Origin of the sequence: Mesotoga sp. B105.6.4, from assembly GCF_002896535.1 — a bacterium.
In the GTDB taxonomy this organism is placed as follows: domain Bacteria; phylum Thermotogota; class Thermotogae; order Petrotogales; family Kosmotogaceae; genus Mesotoga.
This window is the reverse complement of sequence record NZ_JWIM01000047.1, coordinates 45,138-60,391: the sequence shown is the minus strand read 5'-3', so window position 1 is coordinate 60,391 and position 15,254 is coordinate 45,138. Positions and strand designations below refer to the sequence as shown.

At 45.2% G+C, this 15,254-nt stretch carries 15 protein-coding genes; 13 read left to right on the top strand and 2 right to left on the bottom strand.

The genetic code is table 11. The features are described from left to right. A partial coding sequence (locus tag RJ60_RS10585; RefSeq protein WP_374704110.1) for a diacylglycerol kinase family protein occupies positions 1 to 472 on the top strand: 472 nt, incomplete at its 5' end. Here RJ60_RS10585 and RJ60_RS10580 read toward each other — a convergent pair. After that, positions 464 to 1,336, bottom strand: a complete 873-nt coding sequence (locus RJ60_RS10580) for a hypothetical protein (RefSeq protein ID WP_099829917.1) — start codon at positions 1,334 to 1,336, stop codon at positions 464 to 466. The genes RJ60_RS10585 and RJ60_RS10580 overlap by 9 nt on opposite strands. Positions 1,337 to 1,340: 4 nt before the next feature. Then, entirely contained in the window at positions 1,341 to 1,784 is a 444-nt protein-coding gene (locus RJ60_RS10575) for a PspC domain-containing protein (protein ID WP_099829915.1), read from the bottom strand. Positions 1,785 to 2,165: 381 nt separating this feature from the next. Here RJ60_RS10575 and RJ60_RS10570 point away from each other — a divergent pair, with 381 nt between their 5' ends. The 12 genes from RJ60_RS10570 (at position 2,166) to RJ60_RS10510 (ending at position 15,230) form a co-directional block, all read left to right on the top strand. Continuing rightward, the gene (locus tag RJ60_RS10570) at positions 2,166 to 3,179 is read left to right on the top strand and encodes a LacI family DNA-binding transcriptional regulator (protein ID WP_099829914.1); all 1,014 of its coding nucleotides are present in this window, start codon (positions 2,166 to 2,168) and stop codon (positions 3,177 to 3,179) included. Between the two features lie 21 nt (positions 3,180 to 3,200). Continuing rightward, a complete protein-coding gene (gene rbsD / locus RJ60_RS10565; RefSeq protein ID WP_099829912.1) occupies positions 3,201 to 3,644 on the top strand; it encodes a D-ribose pyranase in 444 nt (147 codons plus the stop codon). Between the two features lie 75 nt (positions 3,645 to 3,719). After that, positions 3,720 to 4,568, top strand: coding sequence for a BtpA/SgcQ family protein (locus tag RJ60_RS10560; protein ID WP_099829910.1), 849 nt, complete (start codon positions 3,720 to 3,722; stop codon positions 4,566 to 4,568). Next, positions 4,561 to 5,505, top strand: a complete 945-nt coding sequence (gene rbsK / locus RJ60_RS10555) for a ribokinase (protein ID WP_099829908.1) — start codon at positions 4,561 to 4,563, stop codon at positions 5,503 to 5,505. Before RJ60_RS10560 ends, rbsK begins: the two co-directional genes overlap by 8 nt. A gap of 3 nt (positions 5,506 to 5,508) precedes the next feature. Further along, positions 5,509 to 7,002 (top strand): sugar ABC transporter ATP-binding protein, encoded by a 1,494-nt coding sequence (locus RJ60_RS10550; RefSeq protein WP_099829906.1) that lies wholly within the window; start codon positions 5,509 to 5,511, stop codon positions 7,000 to 7,002. A 5-nt stretch (positions 7,003 to 7,007) separates the two neighbouring features. Then, positions 7,008 to 7,973: an ABC transporter permease gene (locus RJ60_RS10545; RefSeq protein WP_099829905.1), complete on the top strand. Its 966-nt coding sequence runs from the start codon at positions 7,008 to 7,010 to the stop codon at positions 7,971 to 7,973. A gap of 27 nt (positions 7,974 to 8,000) precedes the next feature. Continuing rightward, positions 8,001 to 8,891 carry a substrate-binding domain-containing protein gene (locus RJ60_RS10540; protein ID WP_099829903.1) on the top strand — a complete coding sequence of 297 codons (891 nt, stop codon included), beginning with the start codon at positions 8,001 to 8,003 and terminating at the stop codon, positions 8,889 to 8,891. Between the two features lie 590 nt (positions 8,892 to 9,481). Then, positions 9,482 to 10,135, top strand: coding sequence for an ABC transporter permease (locus RJ60_RS10530; protein WP_243392319.1), 654 nt, complete (start codon positions 9,482 to 9,484; stop codon positions 10,133 to 10,135). Between the two features lie 443 nt (positions 10,136 to 10,578). Continuing rightward, on the top strand, positions 10,579 to 11,742 hold the full coding sequence (locus RJ60_RS10525; protein ID WP_103134711.1) for a Gfo/Idh/MocA family protein: 1,164 nt from the start codon (positions 10,579 to 10,581) through the stop codon (positions 11,740 to 11,742). 15 nt (positions 11,743 to 11,757) lie between these two features. Then, positions 11,758 to 12,750 (top strand): sugar phosphate isomerase/epimerase, encoded by a 993-nt coding sequence (locus RJ60_RS10520; protein WP_103134710.1) that lies wholly within the window; start codon positions 11,758 to 11,760, stop codon positions 12,748 to 12,750. A gap of 11 nt (positions 12,751 to 12,761) precedes the next feature. Further along, positions 12,762 to 14,255 (top strand): sugar ABC transporter ATP-binding protein, encoded by a 1,494-nt coding sequence (locus RJ60_RS10515; protein ID WP_103134709.1) that lies wholly within the window; start codon positions 12,762 to 12,764, stop codon positions 14,253 to 14,255. Further along, a complete protein-coding gene (locus RJ60_RS10510) occupies positions 14,256 to 15,230 on the top strand; it encodes an ABC transporter permease (RefSeq protein WP_099829894.1) in 975 nt (324 codons plus the stop codon). The last annotated feature ends 24 nt before the right edge of the window (positions 15,231 to 15,254 follow it).

The following is a 15,254-nucleotide window of genomic DNA, read 5'->3' as shown; positions in this document are numbered from 1 at the left end:
ATTTCCTGTCGGGGAACTTCAGACTAACAGAATGAACAAATCGAGATTCAAGACCAGTGGAAAGATGGCATACCTGCTTTCCTTTCTGATCGAATTCATCACTTCGAGAACTTATCCGCTAAGTTTCACCATTGACGGAGAAAAGTTCTCGGACAGATTCTTTTTTCTTACTATGGCAAACGGAAACTACTTTGGAGGAGGAATGAGAATCGCCCCCAAAGCGCTTGTAGATGATGGGCTCATGGACATAGTTGGTGTCTCAAAGATGTCAAAGCTCCGTCTTCTGTACCACTTCCCGAAGATCTATCGCGGCGAACATCTAGTCGTGGATACAGTAAGCTACAGAAACGCCAGATCTATTTCTGTCATAAGCGACAGAGATGTAATTATTCAGATGGATGGGGAGGTTGTCGGAACCCTGCCCATGGAAATCTCCATTTGCGACAAAGCTCTAAAACTGGCTTCAGCGTAGGACTCTCAGATTCATTATTGCACTGTCAAAAGTAAGATATGAGCTGAAATCAAATGTTGAACCCTCAAACACATACTCTTTGTCTCCGGTATATGACAGATCTGTTCTAATATTCCGTATGGCAGCATTAGCTTTCAGAATAGACCTAATACCGTCTGGGATAATAATCTCTGAGTTGATAATGGCAGCATTGACTTTAGTATTTGAGGGGCCCACTTCAGGTATAATCAATTTTGTCTTAATAACAGCCCCGCTCAACTTCAGTTCGTCAACTTTCAGCTCAGCCAGATTGAACCTGCCATTCATTACCGCGCTGTCAAACTTGAGCACATAGTTATAATCTGGGTTCAGCTTAATCACTACGGTACTTGTTCCAAGCCAAGAGACGTTTGAATCAGGTCTTATCACAAACCTTTGAGATAGCTGCGTACTATCCTCTTCAATCCTGAGATCGGTGCCTCGAACTGAATATTCGACTACCGCAAACGTTGAAGACGCTACATCTTCCATCAATGATTCAACAGTAATGTTAGCCATCGCAAGGTTGAGTAAAATCTCAATGCTTCTGGAAGACTCAGAAGCCTCAAGTGTCACAGAATTCCTAACGGCTTTCTCGCCCGAGAGAAATGGCGAGGGCCAAAAGAATATGAACAGCACAAAAGCGACAATAAGCAGGACATTAACGTATCTGATCCAGCGAAGGGCCTTTACGCTTGAAAGAATGCTTAACCCGACCAGGACAAGAATAATCGGCCAGTAATTTGCGAGATTGACCAGGGCATTGAGAAGTGTGTCTCCAGTGAACAATCCAAAGATCAGCAAGACACCAACCAAGACGAAAATCAATCCCATTGCAATTCTCATATAATCAGCTCCTGCTTACGGACTTATAGATTACGAACCCTCCACCTGCTATCAATACTATTCCAATAACAAACTTCCAGAATATCCCGCTGAAAATGTTCCAGGGAGTGAATGACCCTAACAAGAGTGCTATGCCAAAAACAATGAGAAGCCCAGCAATAATCAGCTTGCTTTTGTCATCCGAAAGCGCCTCTTTCTCTCCCTCTTCTATCGGCTTACCCTCCTCATCCATTATCACAACATTGTTCTCTTTGTTGATTGGAGCCCTCGGCACTATGAACATGCCGATGATATAAATCAGCAAACCGGCTCCACCTGCAAAAACAAGTGCAACAAAGACCAATCTTACAATCACCGGATCGATTCCTAAATACTCCCCTATTCCTGCAGCTAGACCGTCTATCACTTTGTCCTTTCTCGACTTGTAAAGCCTCTTCTCTAAGCTCACATAACCACCTCCCACGATGACTTCTGTGCAATAATACTACAAAAAACTCATACATCATAATACAATCTGATCAATTTCCACAAACAACAAACACTAAGCCAATGCGATTTCGAACAGTTTTCGTGTGAATAGTTTTTCGCTTCTGGAAAGACAAACATTCAGATTATCCAGTCATGGCGCCAGCTCCCACTGGTCAGAAATAAGCAGGCTTCACTTTGAATACTTGCGATTTTCTTAGCAAAACTATTTTAATCACCCTCCTTCAAAGATAACTGCTTTCATTCAAACATAGCTGGGTTTTGAATACAAGTTCATGGATGATACACTCTAGTTAAACGATTAACTAAACGTTTAACTAGAAATCGAGTGAGGGTCCATGAAATGGCTAATATGAAAGATGTTGCCAAACATGCTGGAGTATCGGTCGCGACAGTATCAAATGTAATATCTGGGAAGAAGTTCGTGAGTCCTGAACTGAAAAGCGCTGTCCTTGAATCCATAAACGCCCTTCAGTACAGACCAAGTAAAATTGCCAGAAGTCTGAAAATTCGAAAGTCATTCCTGGTTGGACTTCTGGTTCCAGATATAACTAATCCGTACTTCGCAGAAATTGCGAGAGGCGTGGAAAGCATTGCCCTCGATCACGATTATCAGATGTTTCTTTGCAACAGCGACGGAAAGAGTTACAGAGAAGAAGAGACGTTGATTTCCTTCCTTGGCCACGGAGTTGATGGTGTGATCAATGTTGCACCCAGAATGGAAGAGGGGCTTCTAGCAGATCTCTCAGATGGAATGCCCATGGTGATTCTTGACAGGCATCTCACAATCGAGAATCCACTAATTGACGTAATCTACACGAATAATTTCAAAGGTTCTGCTCAATTAGCCAGACACTTACTAAACAAAGGCCACAATAGATTCGCCTGCATAGCAGGGCCAAGTGATGTGCCCAGCGCAGTAAGAAGGCTTCAGGGATTCTGCAGCGAGCTCGAGAGAGATGGAATACGCAAAGGAGATATAAGAATCTATTACGGTAGCTTCAAATATGAAGACGGATTCAAGATAATGAAGCAGAAAATATTGAAACTTAAGAACAGACCTACTGCTATTTTTGCCGGGAATGACATGATGGCGTGGGGGGCAATCGAGGCAGCAAAACAGCATGGTTTAAAGATTCCGATAGATATCTCCATCGCGGGGTTTGACAATGTTCTTTACTCGTCACTAGTAATCCCGGCGATGACGACTGTGAATCAGCCGAAGTATGAAGCCGGAAGGGCAGCAATGAAGTTGCTTCTTGAGAAGATAATGAAGAAGCAGAGTGGTGAAGATGTCCACACGAGAAAGATAGAGCTGGATTCACAGCTTATAGTGAGGGAATCAACTGAAATATGACAAATCAATGGAGGTGAAGGAATGAAGACAAAGGGTATTCTTCACAACGATCTTGCAAGAGAAGTGGCAAGACTTGGCCACGGCGACATGTTAGTTATTACAGACAGAGGGTTTCCATTCCCAAGGCACGAAAACACAATCTGCATCGATGTATCGGTAGGAAGGGATCTCCCCAGGTTCGTAGATGTCGTTAAGGTCGTACTCGAGGAACTTGAAATCGAGAAGGTAATTATCGCTGACGAAACTAAATCGGTAAGCCCCGAAATCTATTCACAACTGAAGGAAATTGTTTCGCAAATCAAGAACAAGGGGAACGACATTGTAGAGGAGAATATACCTCATCCAGAATTTAAGGATCTAGTTCTAAATGGCAGTCTCCAAGGCAAAGAAGTCAAAGTATTTGTGAAGACAGGAGAGTTCACTCCCTACGCGAACATCATACTCGTTTCCGGAGTAGATTTCTAGATATCGATATTTTCTCTATTCATCGATCAAGGATACTGTTCTGCAGTTGCGCCGAAAGACAAAGAGGTGGTAATTGTGAAAAGAAACAAGGAAGTTCTTGAAGAAATATTCGAAATCGATAAACCCATTATAGGAATGATACACCTGCGTCCCCTCCCAGGTTCGCCAAGATATGATTCTGCCAGGTTTGGAATGAAGGAGATACTCAAGATCGCCGTTGAAGAGGCAAGAACCATGGAGGATTGCGGTGTCGACGGACTTCAAATAGAGAATATCTGGGACTTCCCTTATCTCAAGGGTGAGAAGATCGGTCATGAAACCTCGGCAGCCCTGGCAGTGGCGACTCAGAAGGTTCGGGAAGCCGTCAGAATTCCAGTGGGAGTGAACTGCCATCTCAATGGAGGGAAGGTTTCGCTTGCAGCGGCTGTTGCAGCAGGAGCCAGATGGATAAGAGTCTTCGAATGGGTGAATGCATATGTTTCTCACGCCGGTTTGACAGAAGGTATCGGGGCAGAACTCGCTAGATACAGAAAACTCCTCGGCGCAGAAGACGTCAAGTTCATGTGCGACGTCAATGTCAAGCATGGAAGCCATTTCATCATTTCGGACAGAAGTGTGGAGGAACAGGCCCACGATGCAGAGTCTGAAGGCGCAGAAGTACTAATAGTTACTGGATTTGAAACAGGACAAGCACCCGATGCTGGGAAAGTAAGGAGATTCAGCGATACCGTTCGCGTCCCCGTAATAATCGGTAGCGGCCTAACGGAAGATAATGCGAGTGAGTTGCTGAAATTTTCTGATGGAGCGATTGTTGGCAGTTACTTCAAGAAAGACAACAACTGGAAGAATCCTGTGGATCCCGACAGAGTGAAGAAGTTCATGAAAAGTGTCGAGCCTCTTCGAAGGGAGGCTAAAGATGGTTGATTTCGACTTCAACGGAGAGATTCTGTGCATGGGAAGTATGAATATGGATCTTGTTATGGTAATGGACAGCCTTCCAGAGCCAGGTGAGACAGTTCTTACGGACAACTTCAGTACCTATCCGGGCGGTAAAGGTGGCAATCAGGCGGTCGCGGCTGCAATGAATGGCGCCAAGGTTCAGATGTTCACTAAACTCGGCGGTGACAGATTCAGCGTAGAGTTGGTTAATTTGATGAGTGAAAAGGGAGTCGACACTTCCAGAATTCTCAGAGATCCCGAAAGAACAGCCGGAATAGCAATGATACGAGTTGATAAGAAGGGCCAGAACTCGATTTCATTCACTCCAGGCAGCAACGCATTACTCTCTCCCGCTGATGTAGAGAGGAACTCGGATCTCTTCCAATCGGGAAGAATTCTTTTGCTAACCATGGAGATAGCAGAAGAGACTATCTACAGGGCAATAGAAATGGCTCACGAGAAAGGCATGTTTACCATTGTCGATCCTGCGCCTGCCCCAAGACAGGGATTTCCCGATTCCATTGCATCTTTGGTTCATCTCATAAAACCAAACGAAACGGAGGCGAGGATACTCACCGGTATAGAAGTACGTGATAAAGAGTCGGCACGTGATGCTCTTGAGAAACTTAGGCTGCTGGGTTTCAGATTACCGATAGTTACTCTGGGCGAAAAGGGCATCGTGGGCCTCGATGAAGACTGCTTTATAGAGCTCGATCCCTTCAAAGTTAACTGCGTTGATACTACTGCTGCAGGAGATGTTTTTTCCGGAGCGCTGGCGGCAGCCCTTTCAAAAGGTGAAAGCCTGAGACAGTCTCTAGCATGGGCAAATGCAGCTGGAGCGTTAAGTACAACAATTTCCGGTGCTCAGACTTCTATCCCTTCGTCAGAGAGCGTACGGGATTTGCTAGGAAAGCGGGTGTAAGAAGTGCCTGAAACTGTGCTGAAGCTCGAAGGAATCCATAAATCTTTTGGAGGTATACACGCACTGAAAGATGTAAGTTTCGAACTTGCCGAGGGCGAAGTTCACGCGCTTCTTGGGGAGAACGGCGCCGGAAAATCAACGTTAATCAAAATCCTTACCGGTGTCCACAAAATGGATTCCGGATCGATTCAAGTGAGAGGGAAAAGTGTGACGATCGAAGACCCTGTCGATGCTAGGCACAAAGGAATCGGCGCAATATATCAGGAGCTTAGTCTGGTGGACTCTCTTACGGTTGCTGAAAACATTTTCCTTGGCCACGAGCCAACAAAGTCTTTCTTTGGCTCCATCAAAAAGAGAGAGCTTCTGGATAAAGCGGCAAAGTATCTTTCCTCCTTTGCAATTGCTGTGGATCCGAGTGCTTTTGTGGGCGATTTGGGACTTGGCCAGAAAAGGATAATAGAAATCATCAAAGCTCTCTCTATCAATGCGAATATTCTTCTTTTGGATGAACCCACAACCGGTATGAGCAGAGCGGAAATTGACACACTCTTCAAAATCATGGATGACCTGAAGAAGAAAGAAGTAAACATGATCTACATATCTCACCACCTAGATGAGGTTTTTCGCGTTTGTGATAGGGCGACTGTATTAAGAGACGGCCAGAACGCTGGAACATTCGACATTCGTTCGGTAGATCTGAAAACGCTTGTAAAATCAATGCTGGGAAGAACGCTCAAAGAGGAGTTCCCCGTTCGAGAAGGGACTTCATCAGAAGAGAAGCTCTTTGAAGTGAGAGAGTTCAGAACAGAAAAGATGTTTGCGCCAATCAATTTCTCTCTAAGAAAGGGCGAGATACTGGGAATTACTGGAATAATTGGCTCTGGAAAGAGTGAGCTAGCACTTGGACTCTTCGGAGCCGACAGTTCTGTGCAGGGCGATATTTCGATCGGTGGCAAGGCAGTAAGTCTGAAGTCGCCTGATGATGCAAAGAAACACGGCATTTCCTTCATCCCTGAGGATCGAAAGGGCCAAGGCCTTTTTCTAAGGCTTAACGTAGAGCACAATATCTGTGTTGCAAATATCGATCTTGCCATTACCAAAGGGGTAGTTTCCAACAAGAAGAAATCGCAGCTCGCAAAGGATACATGTGAAAAGTTGAGAGTGCGTCCGCTAGACATAAAGATGGCAGTCCAAAATCTTTCCGGCGGTAATCAACAGAAAGTAGTTATTGGGAAGTGGCTATGCGGTGAACCCGATATCCTGATTCTAGATGAACCGACCCGCGGAATCGATATTGGCGCAAAGACTGAGATCTATTCTCTGATAAATTATCTTGCCGACCGCGGCACGGGAATTCTAATAATGTCTTCTGAGTTCAGGGAGATGAGTGCGATCTGTGATCGAATACTTGTTATAAGAAAGGGTGAAATAGTAGGTGAGTTAGTCGGTAAAGAATCGTCAACAGAGCAGTTATTGACACTGGCACTTGGAGGTTAGGGCAGATGGAAAAGAATATCGAGAAAACGGATAGATCTGCGTTTTGGGCAAAATTTCTGAAGTTGCTCAAAGGAGAGTTGGGACTGATTCTAATTCTTGTGATCCTGATGGTAGTCTTCTCAGTGATATCTCCCTTCTTCTTCAATTCCAGAAATCTGCTCAATATAACCAGGCAGGTGTCGATAACCTTAATAGTCGCCATCGGAATGACCTTCGTCATCCTAACTGGAGAGATAGATCTTTCTGTAGGTTCTTCCGCAGCATTGGTAGGAGTTGCAACCGCAGCAGTTCTGACCGCTACGGGCTCAATATTTATTGCTATGATTGCGGGATTGGCTATGGGAATCGGTATAGGGCTTACAAATGGCGTTCTCACCGTCTACGGAAGAGTTCAATCCTTCATAGTAACGCTTGCAATGATGGGAATTGCGCGAGGAGTAGCGCTAGTGTGGACGGGAGGAAAACCAATATCTAGATTGCCGGTTAATTTCGGTATAATGGGCGCTGGTTATCTCGGTCCAGTGCCGGTATCAACGATTATTGCCGCCGGGGTCTTCGCTCTTGCCTTCTTTGTACTGAACAAAACCAAACATGGTATATATGTTAAATCGATCGGAGCTAACAAAGAAGCTGCCAGGTTATCAGCAATTCCTGTCAAGAAGTACAGGGTGCTTGCTTTCGCAATTTCCGGCCTCACGAGCGCCCTTGGTGGCATTCTCATAACTTCCAGATTGCTATCGGCGCAACCGAACGCTGCAGAAGGGCTTGAGATGAATGTCATCGCTGCGGTGATACTTGGCGGAGCCTCCCTTTCAGGAGGAGTGGGAACCGTGTTGGGCACACTCCTGGGAGCCATGGTAATAGGTGTTATTGATAATGGAATGAATCTAGTTGGAGTTTCATCGTTCTTTCAGCAAATCGTTAAAGGAGTCATAATACTCGTTGCCGTACTGGCAAAACGTAGTGATTAAGATTACCTATCAAAAAGGAGGGGTAACATGAAACGAATGCTTTTGGTAATTTTGATGGTTGGATTGCTGGCACTAACTGGCCTTGCGGCCAAGACCATTGGATTCTCAGTTTCCACGCTGGCGAATCCCTTTTTCGTAACCATGAAAGAGGGTGGAGAGGCAAAGGCAAGTGAACTTGGGTTGAAACTGATCGTTCTAGACGCACAGGACAAACCGGAAACTCAATTCGCTCAGATTCAGGATCTAATAACGAGAAAGGTTGATGTACTTATCATCAATCCAGTTGATTCAGATGCAATAGTCTCGGCAGTTCTTGAAGCAAATGCAGCCGGAATCCCGGTAATTACAGTTACAAGACCTTCGAATGGAGGAGTTGTGGCGCAGCATCTTGATATTGATAATAAAGAAGCCGGAATGCTGGCCGCAGTCGCCATGGCAGAGGCTCTTGACGGAAAAGGCAGAGTTGCGATTCTTGAGGGAATTCCCGGTGCGCCCTCGTCAGTAGACAGGCAAGCCGGTTTCATGGACGAGATGAAGAAGTACCCCGGTATTGAAGTCGTCGCATCACTGACAGCAAATTACTCAAGGGAAGAAGGCGCGAGAGTCGCTGACGACATTCTACAGGGGAACCCTGTTCTGGATGGAATTTACGCCCACAATGACGAAATGGCTCTGGGTGCTGTAAGATCGGCGATTGCCGCAGGAAGGCTGAATGAAATCAAGATCGTCGGAATCGATGCGACTGACGATGCAATTGCTGCAATTAAGGCTGGAGAAATGATTGCAACAGTTCAGCAGCAGCCCTACCTGCAGATGGAAATGGCAGTGATTGCGGCTCAGAGAATCATCAACGGTGCAAGCGTCGAACCAAAGGTTATCATTCCATTGAAATTAATAACTATTGACGTTCTTGAGTAAGCTGCAATTTCCTTGGAGAGCGGTGAGATGCCGCTCTCTTTTTTCCCCAGTGATTATTCATATATTGCGATTGACAAGTAACTTGACTTTGTCACGACAGGGAGTGCAAAATCAGTCATAGCGCAAAAGTTACAACAAAAAAATGCCAAATTGCCACCACGAACAGAAGCGACTTGAATCTTATCTAAATCAAAGAACGAGTTCAGATTGTTCCGTCACATTGTTGGGAGGCTTAATTCTAAAGAGCCTCACCAACCTATTCCCAAGCGGATCCCCCCTTGTCTTCAAAAAATAGTCCTTATGATTTGTAGAAAAACCCATCACCTGTAGTGATTTGAGAGATTCCTTCAGTTTTTGAGGAGATGCATCAATCCCATTCTTTTTTGCTTTAATCTCCAATGAGCGTTCCATTAGAAAAGCCAGAAAGCACAACACAAAATGTCCCCGGATTCTTTTTTCAGTCCAATGAAATATCGGGCGAGTTTCAAAGACCGTTGTTACTCTTTCGTCATTTTTGGTGACAAAGTCAGGAGGCTGCAGAGACCTTAAAGAAGTTCGGAGATATTAAATTCGCTGTATCTGAAGCTGAATTGAAAGAAAGAGTCGGAGGCAAGAGCGATGTTATCGGCCTATATCATGACGGAAAATCATATAACCTCGTTCTTCAAGGAAACAAATCGAAGGAAATCGAAGAAGCTGCGAAACTTATTTTGTCGGGAATTCAATTCGATGTATGGAAATCACTCGAAGTGGAGGAGAGCGATAGAGTAAGACTCGTTCCTCTGATTACGGTATTCGGTTTCAGCTTTGTAGTCATTATTTCTTTTGTTCTTGGTGGTATGGTTATCGGATTCAACATAATAGAAGAGAAAGAGTCCGGAGCTATGAGGGCTCTCATGGTAACTCCTATCACAAAGAACGAACTAATTTTTGGCAGAAGTGTCATGGGAATTGTGATACCTCTATTCCATGCGCTCGTTGCGACTTTGATATTCGATATCCCCGGCATCGACTATCTGAAGCTGATAATAGTTAGCGCTGTGAGCTCGATAATCGGAGTAGTTGTCGGCTTTCTCATCGGTGTAGTTTCATCCTCTCAGATGAGCGGCATTGAAAAGTTGAAGATCAGTGGCTGGCTATTGCTTATGCCTGTGATGCTAGTTTTCATACTTCCAGAGGGAGCGCAATGGGTTTCTTCTGGTCTCCTACTTGCTGGTCATTCGTGGCGTTACGGGATATTCTGAACCTGAGCTCAAAATGGAGCGGTTTTGCTTTCCAGATTTTGTGGACCTGTCTAACGACAGCTATATTATTCCTTTTAATAAAGAGCAAGATAAAAGGGGGGCTCCAGACTTATCAAAACTGAGGCGGGGCATTTCCACGCCTCCCTATTTCCATCAGATAAATATTTTTATGGGGCAAAAAATTAAAGGCAACTATCGGTTATTGTTACGACACTCTTCTAAGCGCTCCAGTAACGATCTGGGATGATTATCCTCCGTATAGTGAAAATAGTGGAATCCAATGCTGTTTCTCACAAAATCCTTCCGTTTTCCTCCCGTTACTTTGCCAAATTATCATGCAAGAATTGAGTTCCATTTTAGCTATAATTTTAGAGAATAGGGGAAATTCGCCCTTTTCTTCGTACTACATCGGTGAGATTCAATATAGACGAGAGGTGAGTAAAATGATTGAAGGCAAAGAAGTCTCCTCAGCGGGTCAGTTAAGATATGGCATGGTAGGCGGTGGCGAGGGATCTTTCATTGGCGACGTTCACAGAAAGGCAATAGCGATGGACGGTCTCGCACAACTTGTTGCTGGCTGCTTCTCGATTGATTACGAAGACACCATCAGGACTGCGAAAAAGCTTGGAGTTACTGACGACAGAGTATACAAAGACTACGAAGAAATGGCCGAAAGGGAGTCCTCCAGAGAAGACTGTATAGATTTCGTAAGCATATGCACTCCAAACGTCACTCATTATCCTATTGCAAAGAAGTTTCTTGAAGCAAATATAAATGTTGTTTGCGAGAAACCTCTTACTGTGGATGAGTCGGAAGCTGAGGAACTCTCAAGATTAGCTCAAGAGAAGAAGCTTCTCTTTGCTGTAGCATATGCCTACTCGGGAAACGCTATGGTCAAACACGCAAGAGAGATGATACAGAGAGGGGAAATCGGCGAGATTAGAGTCGTTATGGGAGAATATGCTCAGGACTGGCTGGCAACAAGGTTGGAAGATACTGGTAATATGCAGGCTTCCTGGAGAACAGATCCTTCTCAGACGGGAAAGTCGAACTGTGTCGGTGATATTGGCAGTCACATTGAAAACACTGTTTCTTATATTACGGGGTTGAAGCTTAAGTCCATCTGTGCCAGTCTGGACTCATTTGTTCCCGGAAGAACTTTGGATGACAACGCAGAGATTCTCGTCAGGTTCGACAACGGGGCTAGAGGAGTCTTCTGGGCATCACAGGTTGCAGTAGGACATGACAACGGCCTGAAGATAAGGATATTCGGAAGCAAAGGTTCAATCGAATGGGAACAGGAGAATCCAAACTACCTGAAGGTGGCATATGTAGGAGGGCCGGTTCAGATACTCTCAAGAGGCGGAGGTTACATGCTCCCGTCTGCGGCAAACGTCTCCAGAATACCTGCGGGACATCCAGAAGGTTACTACGAAGCTTTTGCGAACATATACAGGAATTTCGCAACGACTCTTATAAAAAAGAAAAATGGGGAAGATCTGTCTGACGCCGACTTCCCCACAGTAGAGGACGGTCTGGCAGGAGTTAGATTCATTGGAAAAGCAGTCGAGAGCTCCCAGAAGGGAAGCGTCTGGGTAGATCTGTAGTCAGGAGGTTTTGACATGGGAAAAAGACCAGTTACATTATTTACAGGCCAGTGGGCCGATCTCACTTTCGAAGAAATCTGTGAAAAGGCCAGTTCATGGGGATATGATGGTTTGGAGATAGCATGTTGGGGCGATCATATGAATCTCGAAATGGCTGCGAAGGACCCAAAGTACGTCGATGAAAGAAGGCGAATCCTCGAAAAACACAATCTGAAGTGCTGGGCCATCGGAGCACACCTAATGGGGCAATGTGTAGGTGATCTGTACGATGTCAGACTCGACGGCTTCGCACCGGCAAGCTGTGGAGGAAGTCCCGAAAAGATTCGAGCATGGGGTATCGAGCAAATGATGTACGCACCAACGGCCGCGAAGAACATGGGCTGTTACACAGTGACCGGCTTTACCGGTTCTCCCGTATGGAAGTTCTGGTATTCATTCCCCCAGACAACGGAGAAAATGGTGGAAGATGCTTATCAAGAGATAGTTGATCTCTGGACGCCGATTTTCGATAAGTTTGACGCCGAAGGAATTACCTTCGCTCTCGAAGTTCATCCCACTGAGATTGCATTCGATTATTACACTGCCAAGAGGTTGCTGGAAGTATTCAATTACAGAAAAACGCTCGGGTTCAATTTCGATCCAAGCCACCTCATCTGGCAGGGAGTCAAACCCCACCTTTTCGTAAGGGACTTCGCTGAAAGAATCTATCATGTACACATGAAGGACGCCGCAGTGACCCTCGACGGCAAAGCCGGAATTTTAGGATCAATGATGACCTTCGGTGACACTAGACGCGGATGGAACTTCAGGTCGCTCGGTCACGGTGACGTTGATTTTGAAGAAATAATTAGAGAACTGAATAACATAGGTTATAGCGGCCCCTTATCAGTAGAATGGGAAGACAGCGGAATGGAAAGAGAGTTCGGAGCGAAAGAAGCAGCCGATTTTGTGAGAAAAGTTGACTTTGAGCCTTCAAACGTCGCTTTTGACGATGCAATGAGAAGTTGAGGAGTGACCTAATGGGTGATGCCCTAATAAAGACCCAAGGAATTTCAAAGGAATTCTCAGGGGTTAGAGTTCTCGACAATATAGACATCGAGATAAACAAGGGAGAAATCTTCGGGATAATCGGAGAAAATGGCGCCGGTAAGTCTACTCTTGTCAAGATTCTCAGTGGAATCTACACACCCACAGAGGGAAAGATCTTCTTTGAGGGTAATGAAGTAGATATCAAGGACCCCTTGCATGCAAAAGCGATAGGCATCTCCATGATTCCACAGGAATTCAATCTGATCAACGAACTCAACGTCTACGAAAATATCTTTCTAGGCAGCGAAATTACTCGTAAGGGCTTTCTTAACAAGAGAGAGATGAAGAAGAGGACTGTCTCGCTTCTGGAGGAACTCAAGAAATCAATACATCCCGAGGAAAAGATTGAAAGGCTAAGCGTAGCCCAAAAGCAGATGGTTGAAATAGCAAAGGCAATTGCTTTTAATTCTAAGCTATTGATAATGGATGAACCGACAACAGTCTTAACTCTAAATGAGATCGAGACCCTCTTTGACCTAATGAGAAGTCTTAAAGAAAGCGGTGTCACGATCATCTACATTTCTCACAAACTTAAGGAAGTCAAAGAGATCTGCGATAGGGTTATGGTTCTGAGAGATGGAAAGACGATTAGCATCAGTCAAGCTGACGAGGCAGATGAAGAAGAAATGGCGAGGAGGATGGTTGGTCGTGAACTGAGCCAGGTCTTTCCCGAGAAGGTTTCACCCTCTGAAGAGATTGTCTTTGAAGTTGAGGGTCTATCTTTGCATGGCCTTCTGGAAGACATTTCCTTCGGCCTTCGCAAAGGTGAGATTCTCGGCTTTGCTGGTCTGGTGGGCGCCGGAAGGACTGAGCTTGCCGAGACGATCATTGGCATCAGAAAGAAAGACTCCGGCAAGATCAGCATCAACGGAAAATCAGTCGAGATTAGATCTCCTATCGATGCCGTGAAGAACAAAATAGCTTACTTGTCTGAAGACCGCCAGGGAAGCGGAATCCTCACTTCGTTCGACATGATAAAGAACACCACCCTCATTTCACTGCCTTCCTACTCTAAGATACTTATCAACAACAAGTTGGAGAAGGAAAAGACAAAGAAGTACGTTGACAAGTTCAACATCAGGGCAGCATCTCTGAAGACGAGGCTGGAGTTCTTCAGCGGTGGTAATCAGCAGAAAGTGTCTCTCGCCAAATCCCTCGATCCGGAGCCCGAAATATTCATCTTTGACGAACCCACAAGAGGAATTGACGTTAACGCGAAGAGAGAAATATACAGATTCATAAACGAGCTAGTTAGGGAAGGTGTATCCTGTATTCTGATCTCCTCTGAACTTGAAGAAATCATGGGCATGTGTAATCGCGTGATCGTTATGAGAGAAGGGAGGATTATGGGAATCCTTGAAGGAGAACATATCAACGAAGAGGAGATAATGCTTCACGCCACTGGACTCAAGGGGGTTGCTTAGATGGCAAGAGAGAATGTCCGTAGACGATTCGAATACGAGAAGTTTGGTCCGTTAATAGCTCTTGCGATTCTGTTCGTGATATCCGCTTTCGCCAGCCCGTATTTTCTTCAGACTCAGAATCTTCTAAATATTTTGAGGCAGGTTTCTTATACTGGAATCATAGCGCTAGGTATGACCTTTGTTATAATTTCGGGAGGAATCGATCTTTCGGTCGGCTCGATGGTTGCACTGGTCGGTGGAATTGTTATCCTTGCACTGAACTGGCTTCTGGGAGTTTTTGGTGCAAGCGGGGAACCATGGGCCATATTCTTTGCCCTTCTCATCGGGCTGGGTTTCGGTGCTGGACTTGGAGCTCTTAACGGATTGATGGTCACCCTTGGCAAGATAGCACCTTTCATTGCTACTCTAGGTACCATGGCCATATTCAGATCGATGGCGTTGTATATAGGAAGTGCCGGTGTATTCAGATCGCAGAGTAGGCTCTTCCCGGATCTTGGAATGGGGAGAATTCTAGGAATTCCGAACCCGGTTATCGTTTTCATAAGTCTTGCGGTGGTCTTTGCCATAATACTCAATAAGACACGTTATGGTAGGTACCTTTGTGCTGTAGGCTCCAATCCGAAAGTCGCAAAGTATTCTGCAATAAAGGTAAATCTAACGAGATTCATGTCATACGTAGCAGTCGGAATAACCGTAGGATTCTCAGCTGTCTTTCTCTCGGCCAGATTGAATTCTATGAGTTCCACTAACGGCGGTCTCAATTATGAACTTGATGCCATTGCAGCAGTCATAATCGGCGGAACACCTATGACAGGTGGTTCGGGTTCGATTTTTGGAACCGTAATCGGAGCGATCACTCTCGGAATAATAAACAACATGCTGAACATGCTAGGAGTCTCACCGTATCTGCAAGGAACGGTCAAGGGAGTAGTAATAATTGGCGCGGTCTTGATACAGAGAAAGAGAGCTCAATAACCCCGTTGGGGCCAAAGGAAATAG

What these genes read in the sequence shown, in the direction of transcription:
- RJ60_RS10570 (WP_099829914.1), top strand. Translation starts at nt 2,166, where the DNA reads ATGGCTAATATGAAAGATGTTGCCAAACATGCTGGAGTATCGGTCGCG.
- rbsD (WP_099829912.1), top strand. Translation starts at nt 3,201, where the DNA reads ATGAAGACAAAGGGTATTCTTCACAACGATCTTGCAAGAGAAGTGGCA.
- RJ60_RS10580 (WP_099829917.1), bottom strand. Translation starts at nt 1,336, where the DNA reads ATGAGAATTGCAATGGGATTGATTTTCGTCTTGGTTGGTGTCTTGCTG.
- RJ60_RS10545 (WP_099829905.1), top strand. Translation starts at nt 7,008, where the DNA reads ATGGAAAAGAATATCGAGAAAACGGATAGATCTGCGTTTTGGGCAAAA.
- RJ60_RS10515 (WP_103134709.1), top strand. Translation starts at nt 12,762, where the DNA reads ATGGGTGATGCCCTAATAAAGACCCAAGGAATTTCAAAGGAATTCTCA.
- RJ60_RS10510 (WP_099829894.1), top strand. Translation starts at nt 14,256, where the DNA reads ATGGCAAGAGAGAATGTCCGTAGACGATTCGAATACGAGAAGTTTGGT.
- RJ60_RS10525 (WP_103134711.1), top strand. Translation starts at nt 10,579, where the DNA reads ATGATTGAAGGCAAAGAAGTCTCCTCAGCGGGTCAGTTAAGATATGGC.
- RJ60_RS10540 (WP_099829903.1), top strand. Translation starts at nt 8,001, where the DNA reads ATGAAACGAATGCTTTTGGTAATTTTGATGGTTGGATTGCTGGCACTA.
- rbsK (WP_099829908.1), top strand. Translation starts at nt 4,561, where the DNA reads ATGGTTGATTTCGACTTCAACGGAGAGATTCTGTGCATGGGAAGTATG.
- RJ60_RS10520 (WP_103134710.1), top strand. Translation starts at nt 11,758, where the DNA reads ATGGGAAAAAGACCAGTTACATTATTTACAGGCCAGTGGGCCGATCTC.